Raw genomic sequence first — 16,764 nt, forward strand, 5'->3', positions numbered from 1 at the left:
CTTCCGCGCTCGCTCAGACTTCGAGCAGCTCGGCTTCCTTGTGCTTGAGCAGCTCGTCGACCTGGGCCACGTACTTCGTGGTGGTGTCGTCCAGTTCCTTCTCGCCGCGGCGGCCTTCGTCCTCGCCGATGTCGCCGTCCTTGATCGCCTTGTCGATCGTGTCCTTGGCCTTGCGGCGCACGGAGCGGATGGAGACCTTGGCGTCCTCGGCCTTGGCCTTGGCGACCTTGATGTACTCCTTGCGGCGCTCCTCGGTCAGCTCCGGGAAGACCACTCGGATGATGCTGCCGTCATTGCTCGGGTTGACGCCGAGGTCGGAGTCGCGGATCGCCTGCTCGATGTTGCGCAGCGCGCTCTTGTCGAACGGGGTCACCACGGCCATCCGCGGCTCGGGCACCGAGAACGAGGCCAGCTGGTTGATCGGCGTCAGCGCGCCGTAGTAGTCCGCCACGATCTTGTTGAACATCGCCGGGTGCGCACGACCGGTGCGGATCGCGGCGAAGTCCTCCTTGGCCACGACGACGGCCTTCTCCATCTTTTCCTCGGCCTCGAGGAGGGTCTCTTCGATCACCACTTGCTCCTGCGTGTCTTGAGTGAGGCCCGGCCGGGCACGGGGGCGCGGTCGGCTGCGTCGTGTGTCTTTCCTGCACGGTGTCCGACCGGCAGGACATTGTCCATCCCTCGGGGAACCTTCGAGGACACGGGGTTCCAGGGGGACGGAAGGGTGTCAGGCGCGGGTGCCCTGTTCGCCTACGAGGGTCCCGATCTTCTCACCCTTGACGGCACGGGCGATATTGCCCGACGTGATGAGCTCGAAGACGAGAATCGGCAGCTTGTTGTCACGGCACAGGGTGATCGCGGTCATGTCGGCGACCTTCAGGTCGCGGGTGATGACCTCGCCATAGCTGAGCCCGTCGAACTTCACGGCCTCGGGGTTGGTCTTCGGGTCCGAGTCGTAGACGCCGTCGACACCGTTCTTGCCCATGAGCAGCGCCTGGGCGTCGATCTCCAGGGCGCGCTGCGCGGCGGTGGTGTCGGTGGAGAAGTACGGCATGCCCATACCGGCGCCGAAGATGACGACGCGGCCCTTCTCCAGGTGACGCACGGCGCGCAGCGGGATGTACGGCTCGGCGACCTGACCCATGGTGATGGCGGTCTGCACGCGGCAGTCGATGCCCTCCTTCTCCAGGAAGTCCTGGAGGGCCAGGCAGTTCATGACCGTGCCGAGCATGCCCATGTAGTCGCTGCGGGCGCGGTCCATGCCGCGCTGCTGCAGCTCGGCGCCGCGGAAGAAGTTGCCGCCGCCGATGACGACCGCGAGCTGCCAGCCGTCGCGTACGACGGCCGCGATCTCACGGGCAATGGCGTGCACCACGTCGGGGTCGACGCCCAGACCCCCGCCCCCGGCGAACGCCTCGCCGGAAAGCTTCAGCAGAAAGCGCCCCGCGCCTTTGCCTTCGTCGCTCTTGTCACCGTTGTCGGCCTGGGTGGTGGTCATGGGACTCTCGCTTCTTTTGCTCGGCACACATACGAAGAAGGCCACTGCCGGTGGGGTGGTTCGCATCCCATGCGCGGCAATGGCCTCCTCGTCACAACTGCGGTCGTCCGGCGCGTACCCGGACGACTGCTGTCGACCCTAGCGGGTCTCGCGTCTGGCGCGGTACGGACTCAGATGCCGACCTTGATGCGCGCGAAGCGCTTCAGGGTGACACCGGCCTCCTGGAGGACCTTCTCGACGGACTTCTTGTTGTCGAGGGCGTACGGCTGACCGAGCAGCGTGGCCTCCTTGAAGAAGCCGTTGACGCGACCCTCGACGATCTTCGGGAGCGCGGCCTCCGGCTTGCCCTCGGCGCGAGTGGTCTCCTCGGCGACGCGGCGCTCGGACTCGACGATCTCGGCCGGAACGTCCTCACGGGTGAGGTACTTCGGCGCGAAGGCGGCGATGTGCTGCGCGATGCCCTTGGCCAGCTCGGCGTCGGCCTTGTCCAGCTCGACCAGAACACCGATCTGCGGGGGCAGGTCGGGCATGGTGCGGTGCATGTAGGCAGAGACGTACGCGCCCGAGAACTGCGCGAAGCGGTCCAGGACGATCTTCTCGCCGAGGTTGGCGTTGGCCTCGTCGACGAACGCCTGGACGGTCTTGCCGGCCTCGATCTCGGACGCGAGCAGCGCCTCGATGTCGGCGGGGGACGTCTTGGCGGCGTGGGCGACCAGCTGGTCGGCAACGGCCTGGAACTTCGGGTTCTTGGCGACGAAGTCCGTCTCGCACTTCAGCTCGACGATGACACCGGAGGTGTTGTCGTCGGCGATGAGGGAGACGACCGCGCCGTTCTCGGCGGAACGGCCCTCGCGCTTGGCGACGCCCTTCTGCCCCTTGATGCGCAGGGCCTCGACGGCCTTGTCGACGCTGCCGTCGGCCTCGTCGAGCGCCTTCTTGCAGTCCATCATGCCGGCGCCCGTGAGCTCGCGGAGCTTCTTGACGTCAGCGGCGGTGTAGTTCGCCATGATCCTGGTTTTCTCTCTACGAAGTCTGAAGCAGTGTGAGAACGAAGGTGACGGTTACGGGTGAAGGCGGGGGTCGCAGTCGACCCCCGCCGTCACCTCATGAAACCGAATCCCGTACGGGTCAGGCCTGCTCGGCGTCCGCAGCCGGGGCCTCGACGGGGGCCTCGGCCGGGGTCTCGACCGGAGCCTCGGCGGCGGCCTCGGCTGCGGGAGCCTCGGCCTCCTCGGCGTCCGCGACCTTCTCGGTCTCGGCGGAGGTCTGGACCTCGGCCTCGGCAGCCTTCTCGTCCTTCTTGTCGCCCTCGAGCAGGTCGCGCTCCCACTCGGCGAGCGGCTCGCCGGCGGCCTTCTCGCCCGGCTTCTGGTCGCCCGTGGCAACGCCGGAGCGGGAGATGAGGCCCTCGGCGACGGCGTCGGCGATCACGCGGGTGAGCAGGGTGACGGAGCGGATCGCGTCGTCGTTGCCCGGGATCTTGTAGTCGACCTCGTCGGGGTCACAGTTCGTGTCGAGGATCGCGACGACCGGAATGTTGAGCTTCCGGGCCTCGCCGACAGCGATGTGCTCCTTCTTGGTGTCCACGATCCAGACGGCGCTGGGCACCTTGGACATCTCGCGGATACCACCGAGGGTCTTCTCCAGCTTGGCCTTCTCGCGCGAGAGCACGAGAAGCTCCTTCTTGGTGAGACCGGACGCGGCGACGTCCTCGAAGTCGATCTGCTCGAGCTCCTTGAGGCGCTGCAGACGCTTGTAGACGGTCGAGAAGTTGGTGAGCATGCCGCCCAGCCAGCGCTGGTTCACGTAGGGCATGCCGACGCGGGTCGCCTGCTCGGCGATCGCTTCCTGCGCCTGCTTCTTCGTGCCGACGAACATGACCGTGCCGCCGTGGGCGACGGTCTCCTTGACGAACTCGTAGGCGCGGTCGATGTACGACAGCGACTGGAGAAGGTCGATGATGTAGATGCCGTTGCGCTCCGTGAAGATGAAGCGCTTCATCTTCGGGTTCCAACGACGGGTCTGGTGACCGAAGTGGACGCCGCTTTCCAGCAGCTCCCGCATCGTGACGACGGCCATGGCCGTACTCCTTGTGTTCTCGGTTGTTTCCTGACGCCCACTGCGTGTGCCTGCCGCGTACGCTCGCGCTCTTGCGAGGCGGTCGTACGGGACCGATAGGCCACTGACACGAAGCCTGTGAGGCTCGGCGTCGGGGCGTGCGAAGTCGATCCGGTGGGCCGGATCGCCACATGAAGTGTACGGGACCCGCGAGGTACCGGGTGACGCCGCTGTCCACAACCGCTCGGTAGTCCACGTTTCCCGGCCATGATCCCCGCGGGACGGCATCGCGGTGGAACCTGAGCGCCATGCGAAAACTACTCACGGTGACGGTCGTACTGCTCGTCACGCTGGCCTTCCCGTCCTCGGCGCGAGCGGGGGACGCCCGCCTGTGGCCGGTGGGCGAGCGCCCTTCGGTGGTCCGCGCCTGGGCGCCGCCGTCGACGCCCTACGGCCCCGGCCACCGCGGCGTCGACCTGGCGGCCCCCATCGATGCCCCCGTACGCGCGGTGGTCGACGGCCGGGTCTTCTTCGCGGGCGAGATCGCGGGCAGGGGCGTGGTCTCCCTGCAACTCCCGGACACCGGCGACCCACCGCTGCGCACGACGTACGAACCGGTGACACCGACGGTCCGCAAGGGCGAGGACATCAAGGCCGGCGAGGTGGTGGGCACCCTCCAACTCCCCACAGGCCATTGCCCGCACGCCGCCCCGTCGTGCCTGCACTGGGGCCTGCTCCGGGGCGACACATACCTGGACCCGCTGACGCTCCTGGACCCGGCACTGACGCGCGGGGGTCCTTCGAGGCTGCTGCCGGTGTGGGGGTGGGAGTGGCCGGGGGAGCGATCAGGGGCATGGCCGGGCGCGCTCTTCGGCTGGGCCCCGGGCTCAGCCGCGGACGCCCCGCAGCGCCATCCCCACGGCCGCGTCCACGATCACGCCGGGCTCCTCCGCGGCCCCCAGCTCGATCCTGCGCACGGCCGCGTCCACCACACCCTGAACCAGCATCGCGGCGAGCCGGGGCTGCGCATGCCCCATCTGCTCGAGCGCCTCGACGATCATCGCGACGAGCCCGCCGTGCGCGGCCCGGATCTTCTCCCGCGCCCCGGCGTCCAACTCACTCGCGGAGATGGCGACGACCGCCCGGTGCCGCCGGTCCCCCACCAGCGCCAACTGCTCGCGCACATACGCCTCGACCTTGCCCTCGGGCGTATCGGCCCGCGCCATCCCGGCCTCGACCTCCGCGGCCCACACCGGGAAGTCGACCTCGCACAGCTCCTCGACCACGGCCGCGCGCGACTTGAAGTACTCATAGACGGACGAGCGCGCGAGCCCCGTCCGCTCCGCGAGCGCGGGAAACGTCAGCGCGTCCGTCCCGCCCTCGGACAGCAGGGAACGCGCCGCGTCCAGAAGGGCGCCGCGCTGCATCGACCGGTGCTCGGCCACGGAGGCCGCTCGAATCCTAGGCACGTCTCCACTTTACGAAGATGCGGACCGCGACGGGAGCCGGTCGGGCCTCAAGAGCCCTCGACCGGAGGCAGGCACGCGGCAGGCACGATTCGCCGGAACGCCGGGCCGCGCCCTCTCACCGCCCGAAACTGGCCAGCTTCGCCCGCAGCTGCAGCACGGACTTCGTATGGATCTGGCTGACCCGGCTCTCCGTGACGCCGAGCACATTGCCGATCTCGGCCAGCGTCAGGCCTTCGTAGTAGTAGAGCGTGACGACGGTCTTCTCGCGCTCCGGCAGCGTATTGATCGCCCGCGCCAGGAACCGCCGCAGCTCCCGGTCCTCCGCGACCTCCACCGGATTGTCCGCGGCGTGGTCCTCGAGCGTGTCCAGGACGCTGAGCCGGTCCCCACCGCCCTCGCCCCCGACGTGCAGCAGTTCCTCCAGCGCCACCACGTTCGCCAGCGACAACGCACTGAAAACCGCATGCAGTTCCTCGAGCGCGACCCCCATCTCCGCGGCCACCTCGCTCTCCGAAGGAGTGCGCCGCAGCTGGGCCTCGAGGGTGGCGTAGGCGCGCTCCACGTTGCGCGCCTTCTGCCGCACGGACCGGGGAATCCAGTCGAGCGCGCGCAGTTCGTCGATCATCGCGCCGCGAATCCGGGTGATCGCGTACGTCTCGAACTTGATCTCCCGCTCGATGTCGAACTTCTCGATCGCGTCGATGAGCCCGAAGACCCCGGACGAGACGAAGTCCGCCTGCTCCACATTGGGCGGCAGCCCCACGCTGACGCGGCCCGCCACGTATTTCACCAGCGGCGAGTAGTGCAGGATCAGCTGCTCCCGGAGCCGCTCGTCGCCCGTCGCCTTGTACGACCTCCACAGCTCCTCAAGGGAGGAGGGAGCCGGAGGCCGCACGCTGGAGCCGCGCGCGGCGGGGGGAACCGCCGCCCGGTCGGACCCTGAGGTGTGTTGTGGCATGCGCCGCCTTGTGCCGTTCTGCTGCTGCGTCCCCAGGAAACCGAGGGTGCTTGACGTACTGGTCGCTGTGATCGCTCTGCCTGTGAAGATGCCGTGTTGCCCGTCTGGTGATGACTGGTACCGAGCTACCCACCTGATTCCGGATGGAGGGGACGAACCCGGATCCTGGTGAGCGTAGCGTGACTGGAGCGTCGCAGTGTGCGAAGGGTGTGAGATCACCGTTGCGCAGATACGTTCCCTTCGTCGACTCGCGTGGCCGGTTCCGTCACCCCGACCGATCACGACAGGGCGCCAACTGCCGGAATTGCCAAGGTCATCGGGGTGTCATCCGGACGGCGCAACGCACCGCGTCAGAACAGCTCCCCTCCGGGAAAGACCGATTCGATCGCCTGGCGTGTCAACTGCCAGCCATCGCCGTGTCGTTCGACGAACCCCAAAGAGCGCAGTTCGTACAACCTCCCGATCGTCTCGTCCTGGCTCGTCCCCGCGCCGCGGCCGGCCTCGGCGACGCTGCACACCCCGTGCGCGGGAAGCGCGGCGAGCACCCGCGCCGCGCCGGTCGGCAGCAGATCGCGGGGCAGCACAGGGCCACGGCGCTCGGGTGCGAGCTCGCCCATCTCCCCGACCAGCTCCACGACTTCCGCCGCGTCGGTCACCAGCACCGCCTCCTTGCGCAGCAGTTCATGCACTCCCGCGGAGACACTGCTGGTCACGGGCCCCGGAACGCCCATCGCGTGCCGCCCGAGGCGCTGCGCCCAACGGACCGTGCCCAGCGCTCCGCTGCGGTAGGCCGCCTCCACCACGACGGTGCCTCTGGTGAGCGCGGCGATCACCCGGTTCCGGAGGATGAACCGGCTGGGCGTCGGATGGTCCCCGGGCGGCAACTCCCCGATCACGAGTCCCTGTTCCGCGACCCGGTCGATCAACTGGGTGTGCCCCCGCGGATAGATCCGGTCGATGCCGCAGGCGAGCACGGCCACCGTCGCCCCGGTCGCTCCGAGTGCCCCACGATGCGCGGCGGCGTCGACCCCGTAGGCCCCGCCCGAGACCACGACCCAACCCCGCTCGGCGAGCCCGGCCCCGAGACTCGCGCCCATCCGTACCCCGTAGTCCGTGCAGGCCCGCGCGCCCACCACGGCGACCGAGCGCAGCGCCCACATCCGCAGGTTGGGCCCGCCCCGCACCCAGAGCCCCACCGGCCGCCCGTCTCCCAGGTCGTCCAACTGTCCCGGCCATTCGGCATCCCCCGGGCACACGAACCGCGCCCCGGCCGCCGCCGCCCGCGTCAGATCCCGCTCGGCGGGCGGCGCGTCCGCGGCCCGCGCGACAAGCCCCTCCCAGCGTCCGGCCCGCACCCCGGGCAGCGGCTCCTCCGTCCCGCCCGCCTCGATGCGCCGCACCGTCTCCACGGCCCCGAACTCGCGCAGCCACTGCCCCGCCACCTCCCAGCCCGGCTCCACGATCCGCGTGAGCCGCACCCGCGCGAGCCGCACATCGTCCCCACCTTCCACACCCATCACGCCCCACCCTCCCTCAGCACCAACACCCCACGCGGGCCCTCGGCCCACACCGGCCGACACCTCAGCACCAACACCCCACGCGGGACCCCGCCCCGCACCGGCCGACACCTCGGCCGCCCCACACACACCACCCGGAGCGACCACCTCCCGCCCCGGCTCCACACCCCACACGAGCCGACCGGCCCCGCCCTGCCCCAAGCCCACGCCCATGCCCGGCGCGAGCCGTCCGGCTTCCAAGCCCCCATGCTCGTCCCCGGTTCCGACCTCACCGACCTCCAAGCCCGCACACCTGGCCTCGGCCCCGACCTCCAAGCCCGCACGCTCGGCCCCGTCCCCGGCCTCCAAGCCCGCACGCTCAGCCTCGTCCCCGACCTCCAAGCCCGCACGCTCGGCCTCAGCCCCGCCCCCTATGCCCGCATACTCGGCCCCGGCCCCCGAGCCCCCACACTCGGCCTCGGCCTCCGAGCTCTCGCCCCTAGCCCCGTCCCCGGCCCAGGCCCCGGCCTCCAAGGCCGCACACCTGGCCTCAGCCTCCCAGCCCTCCTCCTCGCCCTCGCCCTCGGCTCCATCCCCGGCCCCAACCTCCAAGCCCGCACACCCGGCCTCAGCCCCGTCCCCTAAGCCCGCACACTCGGCCCCGGTCTCCGAGCTCTCGCCCCAGGCCCCGGCCCCGACCTCCAGACCCGCACACCCGGCCTCGGCCTCCGAGCTCTGGCCCCCGGCCCAGGCCACGTCCCCGATCTCCAAACCCGCACGCTCAGCCTCGGCCTCCGAGCCCTCGGCCCCGCCCCCGCCCCCTGTCACGAACCCGCCCCGATCGTCATCGGCACCCCACGCGAGATCCCGGTCCGCAGTTGCAGGGCGAGTGCCACGTCCTGGGCGAACGGGCGGTCCCGGCCGGCGAGGTCGGCCACGGTCCAGGCCACCCTCAGCACCCGGTCGAGACCGCGCGCCGTGAGGAAGCCGCGCTCCAGGTCGAGCTCCGCCTCGTCGAGGGCGCCGGGCGCGGCGGGCCAGCGGGTGCGCAAGGCGTGGCCCGGGACCTCGCTGTTGGTCCGCCATCGGGTGTCCGCGAACCGGGCCGCCGCCCGCTCCCTGGCCTCCCGCACCCGGTCCGCGACGACCTTGGTGCTCTCGCCCCGCTGTCCGTACCCCGCCAGCTCTTTGCGTGTGACGGCGTCGACCTCCACGCGGAGGTCGACCCGGTCCAGCAGCGGCCCCGAGAGCCTGGCCTGGTAGCGGCGGACCGTGGCCGGCGGGCAGTCGCACTCGCCGCCCAGCGCCCGGTACTGCCCACAGGGGCAGGGGTTCGCGGCAAGCGCCATCAGGAACCGCGCCGGCAGCCGCACCACCCCGGCGCTGCGCGCGATCGTCACATGTCCCGCTTCCAATGGCTGTCGCAGCGCTTCGAGCGCCTGCCCGCTGAACTCGGGGGCCTCGTCGAGAAACAGGACGCCCCGGTGCGACAGCGACACCGCGCCCGGCCGGGCCACCCCCGGGCCGCCCCCAACGAGGGACTGCATGGTCGCCGAGTGGTGCGGGGCGCAGTACGGCGCGGTGTCGATCATCGACTTGCCCGGCGGCAGCATTCCCGCGACCGAGTGGATCGCCGTGACCTCCAGGGCCTCCTCACGGGTGAGGGGCGGCAGGATGGCGGGCAGCCGCTCGGCCAGCATCGTCTTGCCCGCACCCGGCGGCCCCGACAGCATCACGTGGTGTCCGCCTGCCGCCGCGACCTCGATCGCCGTGCGGGCGGACAACTGCCCGACGACCTCCGCGAGATCGAGTCCTTGCCCGTCGTGCGCGGAGCCGCCGAGGCCCGTGCCCACACCGCTGCCGGGCATGCTCAGGCCGGCGAGCAGCGGATCGGGCCGCCCCGACTCGTCCGCCTCCTCCTGCGGCACCGGCTCGTCCGTGAGCACGGCGATGAGCTGACGCAGGCTGCGCACACCGAGGACCGATACCCCCGGCACGAGGGCCGCCTCCCCCGCCGTGCCCTCGGGGACCACCACCTGCTCGTAACCGGCGTCGGCCGCCGCGAGCACGGCCGGGAGCACGCCGCGCACCGGCCGCACCCGCCCGTCCAAGCCCAGCTCCCCGATCATCACGATGTCGGCGAGGATCTTCGGATCGATCCGCTCCGCGGCGCCGAGCACGGCGCAGGCGACGGCCAAATCGAAACCCGAGCCGCCCTTGGGCACGGACGCCGGGCTCAGCCCCACCGTGAGCTTCTTCTGCGGCCACTCGCCCCCGGAGTTGACCACCGCCGCCCTGACCCGGTCGCGGCTCTCCACCAGGCTCTTGTCCGGCAGCCCCACCAGCGTGAACGCGGCGATGCCCGGCTCCAGATCCGCCTGCACCTCGACGACGACGCCCTCGACTCCCACGAGGGCCACGGAACACGTACGCGCGAAGCCCATCAGAACGCCCCTCGCACATGCTCGACGCGGGGCGCTCCGCGCTCCGGCAGCAGCACGCCGATGAGATCGATGCGGACGCCGCCGGGCGGCGCTCCCCCGTGCTCCTGCACCCAGCGCTCGGCGAGATCGCGCAACCGCGCCGCCTTGACCGGCGTGATCGCGGCCATCGGGTGCTCGAAAGCCCCGGCCTCGCCGCTCGGTCCGCTGCGGGTCTTGACCTCGCACACGACGACCGCGTCGCCGTCCCGCGCCACGATGTCGATCTCGCCGGACCTGCCCGCGCGCCAATTGCGCGCGAGCACCGTCATCCCGGCCTCGGTCAGCCGCCTCGCGGCCAGATCCTCGCCGTACTTCCCCAGTGCTCCCCGTGCGTTCATGTCGGCACCACCTCCGGTACCCACGCTGAGGCCCGGGCAGGAAAGAAGTGGATCTTGGTGAACTACTTACGGGTTGTGGAAAACCCCGTCACCCGCCACCCGTCACCCGCCACCGCTCACCCGTCAACTGCCGGGAAGCTCCAGATCGGTCTTGTTCAGCTCCTCGATATTCACGTCCTTGAACGTGAGTACCCGGACCTGCTTCACGAATCGAGCGGGCCTGTACATGTCCCAGACCCAGGCATCCGCCATCGACACCTCGAAAAACACCTCACCCTGGACCGAGTGCACCTGCATCTCGTAGTCATTGGTGAGGTAGAAGCGCCGCTCGGTCTCGATCACGTATTTGAACAGACCGACGACGTCGCGGTACTCCCGGTAGAGCTTCAGCTCCATCTCGGTCTCGTACTTCTCGAGGTCCTCGGCGCTCATGGCATGTTCCCCTTCAGCCGTGCGTCCCCCTATTGTGCGCCAGCCTCGTACGCCTCTAGACGATTTCCGTGTCGAGGACCTCGGGCCGGCTCGGGGGACCTTCGTCGAGCAGCCGCTTCAGCAGCCCGGCGAGTCTGGTCGGATACACCGTCTCATGCGCCTCGGACAGTTCCCGGCACGTCCACCAGCGTGCTCCCGCGACACTGCGGCGCTCCAGGTCGGTCAGGCCCATCCCCTTGAGCTCCCCGAGCTCCGCCGAGGCCGTCCTCGTACGGGCCAGGAAGTACCACTCGTCCTGATCCCAGCGCCGACCGTCGAAGGGGAAGGAGCAGATCCGCTGCCACAGCACAGGCCCCAGTTCGACGTCGGTAATACCGGTCTCCTCTGCCAGTTCCCGCAGGGCGGCCTCTTCACGCGTCTCATCGCCCTCCAGGCCGCCGCCCGGCGTGAACCACCAGTCGTCCGCCGTGTCGCCCGGCTCGTGCCCGTGCAGGAGCAGGATCCGCTCCTCCGGGTCGAGCAGCACGACGCGGGCGACCTTGCGCAGTTCGCGGCCGGGGTCAGACACGGGCGGGCTCCGGGGACGCGCCGCGCGAGCGCCCCGAGCGCTTCGCGATCGGCCCGTACGCCGCTCCGCCGAGCACCAGCACCGCGCCCGCCACGATGGCCGCGAGCACCGCCTTCACCGGCCCCGGCTGCGAGATGCCGCCCGCCAGTGCCTCGAACCCGGTGGGCTTCTGCATCCCGGCCATGGGCCACGCCAGGGCGTCCACCCGGCCCTGCACGGCGCCGCGCTCCACCGAGCCGTTCTCGCTGTCGCCGATGTGCGCGCTGGAGTCCAGGGAGTCGGCGCGGTGGTCACCGAGCAGGAAGAGCCGGCCCTGCGGGACGGTCGTGGTCCTGATGCCGGTGAGCGAGGCGCTCTCGCCCTTCGGAAGGTACGGCTCGTCGATCTGCTTGCCATTCACGGTCAGCTTCTGCTCCGTGCAGCAGGCGATCTTGTCACCGCCGACACCGACCACGCGCTTGACCATCGGAACGTTTCCCCAGGACGCCTCCTGGAAGACGACGACGTCACCGCGCTTGACCTCGCTGCCGTCGATCCGCTCCGCGAGCACCCGGTCACCCGCCTTGATCGTCGGGTCCATGGAGTCGGTGGGCACGGTGTAGGGCTGGTACAGGATCGCGCCCCAGACGAACCCGCCGAGGAACAACACACAGCCGAGGGCCACGGCTATGCCGGACAGCGCGCTGCCGACCTTGCCGTGACCCTCATTCGTACGACGCGTCCTGCTCATCCCAGTTGCTCCCGCGGTTCGGAGAAGTCGATCTCGTCGAACCAGCCCCGGAACGGTGCGGACCACGGAAGATCGGCGATCTGGGACGGCACCCTACCGGGCGCCACCAGCCGCAGAAACCCTGGTGTTGCCCTCGGTAACACGCTGATTGATCTTGCGCCTGCGCCACAGCACCAGCGGTGCCGCTCCCGCGAGTCCGAGCGCGCCCGGAGCCACGTTCGCCACGGCGCCCAGACCCGACTGGTCGAAGGTGTCCGGCACCGGCAGCGTCGACCAGTGCGTGGGCGGCCAGGCTACGACGATGGCGCGGCCCACGACGTTGTCCACGGGGACGAAGCCGCCGTTCTTGTCGTTCTGGTGGTAGCGCGAGTCCATGGAGTCCTGGCGGTGGTCACCCATGACCCAAACTTTGCCCTCGGGAACCTTCACCTTGAACGTTCCACCGGCGTTGTCGTCGCTGCACGGGGTGTTGCCCGGGTAGACGTAGGGCTCGTTCAGCGCCTTGCCGTTGACCTTGAGCGGGCCCGTGCCGTTGCACTCGACGGTGTCGCCACCGACGCCGACGGTGCGCTTGATGAGGTCCTTCTCGTTGGCGGACGGCATCAGACCGACCCAACTGAGCACCGTCTGCACGGCGTTCGGCTCCGGCGTCGGCTCGCCCTCCAGCCAGCTCGCCGGGTCGTGGAAGACGATGACCTCGCCGCGCTCCGGCTCCGAACCGAACCACGGGGTGAGCTTGTCGACCAGGACCCGGTCGCCGATCTTCAGCGTGTTCTCCATCGACGCCGAAGGGATCGAGAACGCCTGGACCAGGAACGTCTTGATCACGAGCGCGAGGATGAGCGCGATGCCGATGAGGAGCGGCAGTTCCTTCCAGAAGGAACGCTGCTTCTTGGGTCCGCCCTTGGACCCGCCGCTCGACTCCGCCTCGCTCCTGGGATCGGCCGCCGAGGCGTCACCCGCCTCGGGCACCCGGCCCGCGGGACCCGGACCCGCCGCGTCGTCGGATCGCCCGGGCTCCTCTTCGGGACCATGCCCTGACCGTGCGCCGACCGCCAAGTCCCCCACATCCACTCCTCACTCCGTGCCGCTGCCTGACCCGTATCCGATGCAGGCCCACCACTCCCATAACGAGCGGGAGTTCCGCAGGGGTCGGGAGGGGGATAAATCCGTCCGAATCCGAAGCGTTCGAGCCCGGTCCGGCACCGTACGTGGAGGCCACCCTATGCGACGTTTCCGAGGCAGCGGTCGCCCCGCCCCCTTGCGCGTCGGCCACGGCGGCGAAGGTCGGCGGCTCCGACAGAGAGGTCCAGTGACCGATCGGCCACCCGATGAACCGGGCCCGCCCGACGACGGACTCCTCGGACACGGTCCCGTTGAAGGCCTCGGTGAGGTGATAGCGGGAATCCGCGGAGTTGGCGCGATGGTCCCCCATCACGAACAGGCGCCCCTTGGGCACCTTCACCGAGAAGTCGAACTTCGAGGGAGCGTTGCCGGGATGGATGTACGCACGCTCTTCGAGCGGTGTCCCGTTGACCGTGACACGGCCCTGGGTGTCGCAGCACTTCACGGTGTCGCCGCCGACGCCGACGACGCGCTTGATGAGGTCGCGTTCGTTGTCGGACGGCAGCAGCCCGATCCAGGTCAGGCCTTCCTTGACCTGCTTCACGCCGACCGGGGCTTCCTTCTTCTGACCGGCCTCCTGCTCGAGCCACTTCCCCGGGTCGTTGAAGACGACGACGTCACCGCGCTGCACCTGCGCGCCGAACCAGGGAGTGAGCTTGTCGACCAGGACCCGGTCGCCGATCCTGATCGTCTGTTCCATGGAGCCCGACGGGATGACGAAGGCCTGCACCAGGAACGTCTTCAGAACGAGGGCGATGGCCAGGGCCACGCCTATGAGGAGGGGTATCTCCTTGAGCACGGAGCGCCTTCGACGGCGCTTCACCTTGCGCGCGAGCCTGCGCCGCTCGGCCCTCCCCTGCTGCTCGGGGCCGCTGGTGGGCCGACTGCCGGTGGGCAGCCGCTCGTCGCCGCGGTGGCTGCGCGTTTTGCCCCGCCTACCCATGGGCGCCGCCGGGTGCGGGCACACGCGCGTAGACGTCCGCACGGGACAAGGAGTGCCAGTGTCCGGTCGGCCACGCGATCCACTTGGCCTTGCCGATCACCTGGTCCACGGGGACGAACCCGCCGCCGGGTGCGCCCAAGTAGTCGCGGGAGTCACGGGAGTCGCTGCGATGGTCACCAAGCAGGAAGAGGGTGTCTTCGGGAACCACGATGTCGAACGGCACCTCCGAAGGCGCGTCCGCGGCGTGCAGCACGGAGCGCTCGTCAACGGACTTCCCGTTCACCTCGATCCTCCCCTTGCTGTCGCAGCAGACCACCCGGTCTCCCCCCGTGCCCACGACGCGCTTGATGTAGTCGCCGTCCCCGAAGTACCCGCTGCCGTCGAAGACGACCACGTCGCCACGGGTCGGCTCGGCACCGAAACGGTACGCCAACTTATTTACGAGAACGCGGTCCCCGACCCTCAATGTGCTCTCCATGGAGCCGCTCGGGATCTGGAACGGCTGCATCACAAAGACGCTGAAGGCCAGCAGGCACGCCAGGCACAGCAGCAGGGTCAGGGTGATGCGGCCGCCCGGCAGCCAGTCGGCCACCCCGGAGAGCAACGAAAAGCGCGACCGGTCCTCCTCGCCCTGTGAGGTGTTCTCATGGGGCTCGGAGGAGCGGTCGCGCTCCTCATGCTGTGCTTCGGTGTCCATCGAGGCCAGATGCTATCCGGCTGCCCTGTGGACGCCGCAGGCGAGATACGCCGGCGCCCTCGAGGGGCGCCGAGCGGCTCAGCGCTCGCGCTTCTCCTTGATCTTCGCGGCCTTGCCGCGCAGGTCACGGAGGTAGTACAGCTTGGCGCGGCGGACGTCACCCTTGGTGACGAGCTCGATCTTCTCGACGATCGGCGTGTGCACCGGGAAGGTGCGCTCGACGCCGACGGAGAAGGAGACCTTGCGGACCGTGAAGGTCTCGCGGACGCCGGCGCCCTGGCGGCGGATGACTACGCCCTTGAACTGCTGCACACGGGAGCGGTTGCCCTCGATGACGCGGACGTGGACGTTGACGGTGTCACCCGGGCGGAAGGCCGGGACGTCGTCGCGCAGCGACGCGGAGTCAAGGGAATCGAGCAGGTTTGCCATGATCGTCTGCTTTCTTCGCCGATGCCACAGGTCATCGACGGGAGGTAAATGATGAGTTTCGGTAGCTGTTCGCGTCGGGCCTTGCGTCGTTCCCCCTGTGGCAGGGGCGCAGGCTGGACGTACAGCAGCGGCCTATTCTTCCACGATCTCGGGCGTCGGCCCAAATCGCCCGTCGGGACGCGGCCCCCAGCCCAGGATCGAGAGCATTTCGCGGTCCTTCTTGTCGAAGGCCTTGGGGTCGGTGCGCTCGATGAGATCGGGCCGGTTGTGCGTGGTGCGGCGCAACGCCTCGTCGCGGCGCCACCGCGCGATCTTGCCGTGATGGCCGCTGAGCAGCACGTCGGGGATGTCCCGGCCGCGCCACTCCGGAGGCTTGGTGTAGACGGGCCCCTCCAGGAGGTCGGCCATGGCGCCGGGCGCGAAGGAGTCGTCCTCGTGCGACGCGGCGTTGCCGAGGACTCCGGGCAGCAGGCGCGCCACGGCCTCCGTGATCACGAGCACGGCGGCCTCTCCGCCCGCGAGGACGTAGTCGCCGATGGAGACCTCGTAGACCGGCATACGCGTCGCGTACTCGTCGATGACACGACGGTCGATGCCCTCGTAGCGCGCGGGCGCGAAGACCAGCCAGGGGCGCTCGGAGAGCTCCACGGCGAGTTCCTGGGTGAAGGGGCGCCCGGAGGGCGTGGGGACGACCAGGACGGGCCCCTGGGCGCCGCCCTCGTACCCTTCGGCGAGCACGTCGTCGAGGCAGTCGCCCCACGGCTCGGTCTTCATGACCATGCCGGGGCCGCCGCCGTAGGGGGTGTCGTCGACCGTGTTGTGCCGGTCGTGGGTCCACTGCCTCAAGTCGTGCGCATGGACGTCGAGTTGACCACGCGCACGTGCCTTGCCGACGAGGGAGACGTTCAGCGGCTCCAGGTACTCGGGGAAGATCGTGACGACGTCGAGCCTCATGCGGACCCGTCCCCCTCTTCGCGCGCTTCGCCCTCTTCCTCGTCGCGCGACGACGCGATCTCGGCGCGGTCGTCGATCAGGCCGGGCGGCGGGTCGATGACGGCCTTCTGCTCCTCGAGGTCGATCTCGGTGACGATCTCCTCGACGAACGGGATCATGACCTCGCTGCCGTCGGGCCGCTCCACGATGAACAGGTCCTGCGAGGGCAGGTGCGAGATCTCCGTGATCCGGCCGACCTCGGTGCCGTCGGCCATGACGACGTCGAGGTCCATGAGCTGGTGGTCGTAGAACTCGTCCTCTTCCTCGGGCAGTTCCTCGGGGTCCACCTCGGCGATCAGGAGGGTGTTGCGCAGCGCCTCGGCCCCGGTCCGGTCCCGTACACCCTCGAAGCGCAGCATCAGCCGGCCGCTGTGCACCCGGCCGGTCTCGATGGTGAGCGGCCCTGTGGAGGCCGGGTCGGTGGCAAGTCGCGCGCCGGGGCCGAGCCGCAGCTCGGGCTCGTCGGTGCGCACCTCGACGGTGACCTCACCCTTGATGCCGTGGGCGCGACCGATGCGCCCGACTACCAACTGCACGTCGGAAACTC

Annotated in this window: 19 protein-coding genes and 1 pseudogene; 2 read left to right on the forward strand and 18 right to left on the reverse strand. The window is 69.8% G+C overall.

Translation table 11 applies throughout. From position 1 onward, the window contains the following. Positions 1-13: 13 nt before the first annotated feature. The 4 genes from frr to rpsB all read right to left on the reverse strand — a co-directional run bounded on the left by frr (position 14) and on the right by rpsB (position 3,577). Complete coding sequence (gene frr, locus OKJ99_RS08830; protein WP_326015300.1) at positions 14-571, reverse strand: ribosome recycling factor; 558 nt, start codon at positions 569-571, stop codon at positions 14-16. A 156-nt stretch (positions 572-727) separates the two neighbouring features. Further along, on the reverse strand, positions 728-1,498 hold the full coding sequence (pyrH, locus tag OKJ99_RS08835; RefSeq protein ID WP_266714648.1) for a UMP kinase: 771 nt from the start codon (positions 1,496-1,498) through the stop codon (positions 728-730). 170 nt (positions 1,499-1,668) lie between these two features. Continuing rightward, positions 1,669-2,505 (reverse strand): translation elongation factor Ts, encoded by an 837-nt coding sequence (gene tsf / locus OKJ99_RS08840; RefSeq protein ID WP_326015301.1) that lies wholly within the window; start codon positions 2,503-2,505, stop codon positions 1,669-1,671. A 121-nt stretch (positions 2,506-2,626) separates the two neighbouring features. Beyond that, the gene (gene rpsB, locus OKJ99_RS08845; RefSeq protein WP_326015302.1) at positions 2,627-3,577 is read right to left on the reverse strand and encodes a 30S ribosomal protein S2; all 951 of its coding nucleotides are present in this window, start codon (positions 3,575-3,577) and stop codon (positions 2,627-2,629) included. 287 nt (positions 3,578-3,864) lie between these two features. Between rpsB and OKJ99_RS08850 the strand changes: the two are divergent. Next, a pseudogene (locus OKJ99_RS08850) lies at positions 3,865-4,380 on the forward strand (M23 family metallopeptidase); the annotation flags it as partial. A gap of 63 nt (positions 4,381-4,443) precedes the next feature. Here the strand turns inward: OKJ99_RS08850 and OKJ99_RS08855 are convergent. The 3 genes from OKJ99_RS08855 to dprA form a co-directional block, all read right to left on the reverse strand. Beyond that, positions 4,444-5,001 carry a TetR/AcrR family transcriptional regulator gene (locus tag OKJ99_RS08855; RefSeq protein ID WP_326015403.1) on the reverse strand — a complete coding sequence of 186 codons (558 nt, stop codon included), beginning with the start codon at positions 4,999-5,001 and terminating at the stop codon, positions 4,444-4,446. Between the two features lie 139 nt (positions 5,002-5,140). Next, positions 5,141-5,983, reverse strand: coding sequence for an RNA polymerase sigma factor WhiG (gene whiG, locus OKJ99_RS08860; RefSeq protein ID WP_326015303.1), 843 nt, complete (start codon positions 5,981-5,983; stop codon positions 5,141-5,143). Positions 5,984-6,333: 350 nt separating this feature from the next. Then, positions 6,334-7,500: a DNA-processing protein DprA gene (gene dprA / locus OKJ99_RS08865; protein ID WP_326015304.1), complete on the reverse strand. Its 1,167-nt coding sequence runs from the start codon at positions 7,498-7,500 to the stop codon at positions 6,334-6,336. Between the two features lie 246 nt (positions 7,501-7,746). Between dprA and OKJ99_RS08870 the strand changes: the two genes are divergently transcribed. Next, a complete protein-coding gene (locus OKJ99_RS08870) occupies positions 7,747-8,124 on the forward strand; it encodes a hypothetical protein (protein WP_326015305.1) in 378 nt (125 codons plus the stop codon). Between the two features lie 179 nt (positions 8,125-8,303). On the opposite strand, the gene OKJ99_RS08875 is transcribed toward OKJ99_RS08870, so the two are convergent. The 11 genes from OKJ99_RS08875 to rimM all read right to left on the reverse strand — a co-directional run bounded on the left by OKJ99_RS08875 (position 8,304) and on the right by rimM (position 16,753). Further along, positions 8,304-9,923, reverse strand: coding sequence for a YifB family Mg chelatase-like AAA ATPase (locus OKJ99_RS08875; protein WP_326015306.1), 1,620 nt, complete (start codon positions 9,921-9,923; stop codon positions 8,304-8,306). Then, entirely contained in the window at positions 9,923-10,300 is a 378-nt protein-coding gene (locus OKJ99_RS08880) for a YraN family protein (RefSeq protein ID WP_326015307.1), read from the reverse strand. The genes OKJ99_RS08875 and OKJ99_RS08880 overlap by 1 nt, the downstream gene beginning before the upstream one ends. A 123-nt stretch (positions 10,301-10,423) precedes the next feature. Then, complete coding sequence (locus OKJ99_RS08885; protein WP_008737534.1) at positions 10,424-10,732, reverse strand: DUF2469 domain-containing protein; 309 nt, start codon at positions 10,730-10,732, stop codon at positions 10,424-10,426. A gap of 55 nt (positions 10,733-10,787) precedes the next feature. Next, entirely contained in the window at positions 10,788-11,300 is a 513-nt protein-coding gene (locus OKJ99_RS08890) for an NUDIX hydrolase (protein ID WP_326015308.1), read from the reverse strand. Continuing rightward, positions 11,293-12,030 carry a signal peptidase I gene (lepB, locus tag OKJ99_RS08895; RefSeq protein ID WP_326015309.1) on the reverse strand — a complete coding sequence of 246 codons (738 nt, stop codon included), beginning with the start codon at positions 12,028-12,030 and terminating at the stop codon, positions 11,293-11,295. Before lepB (OKJ99_RS08895) ends, OKJ99_RS08890 begins: the two co-directional genes overlap by 8 nt. A 93-nt stretch (positions 12,031-12,123) precedes the next feature. Then, on the reverse strand, positions 12,124-13,089 hold the full coding sequence (gene lepB, locus OKJ99_RS08900; protein ID WP_407700664.1) for a signal peptidase I: 966 nt from the start codon (positions 13,087-13,089) through the stop codon (positions 12,124-12,126). Continuing rightward, positions 12,986-14,098, reverse strand: a complete 1,113-nt coding sequence (gene lepB / locus OKJ99_RS08905) for a signal peptidase I (RefSeq protein WP_326015311.1) — start codon at positions 14,096-14,098, stop codon at positions 12,986-12,988. Before lepB (OKJ99_RS08905) ends, lepB (OKJ99_RS08900) begins: the two co-directional genes overlap by 104 nt. After that, positions 14,091-14,795 (reverse strand): signal peptidase I, encoded by a 705-nt coding sequence (gene lepB, locus OKJ99_RS08910; RefSeq protein WP_326015312.1) that lies wholly within the window; start codon positions 14,793-14,795, stop codon positions 14,091-14,093. Before lepB (OKJ99_RS08910) ends, lepB (OKJ99_RS08905) begins: the two co-directional genes overlap by 8 nt. Before the next feature lie 78 nt (positions 14,796-14,873). Further along, positions 14,874-15,224: a 50S ribosomal protein L19 gene (gene rplS, locus OKJ99_RS08915; protein WP_326015313.1), complete on the reverse strand. Its 351-nt coding sequence runs from the start codon at positions 15,222-15,224 to the stop codon at positions 14,874-14,876. A 132-nt stretch (positions 15,225-15,356) separates the two neighbouring features. Next, positions 15,357-16,178 (reverse strand): tRNA (guanosine(37)-N1)-methyltransferase TrmD, encoded by an 822-nt coding sequence (gene trmD, locus OKJ99_RS08920; protein WP_326015314.1) that lies wholly within the window; start codon positions 16,176-16,178, stop codon positions 15,357-15,359. Then, positions 16,175-16,753 carry a ribosome maturation factor RimM gene (gene rimM / locus OKJ99_RS08925; RefSeq protein WP_326015315.1) on the reverse strand — a complete coding sequence of 193 codons (579 nt, stop codon included), beginning with the start codon at positions 16,751-16,753 and terminating at the stop codon, positions 16,175-16,177. The genes trmD and rimM overlap by 4 nt, the downstream gene beginning before the upstream one ends. Between the last annotated feature and the right edge of the window lie 11 nt (positions 16,754-16,764).

This window comes from Streptomyces endophyticus, assembly GCF_035798155.1.
Taxonomy (GTDB): domain Bacteria; phylum Actinomycetota; class Actinomycetes; order Streptomycetales; family Streptomycetaceae; genus Streptomyces; species Streptomyces endophyticus.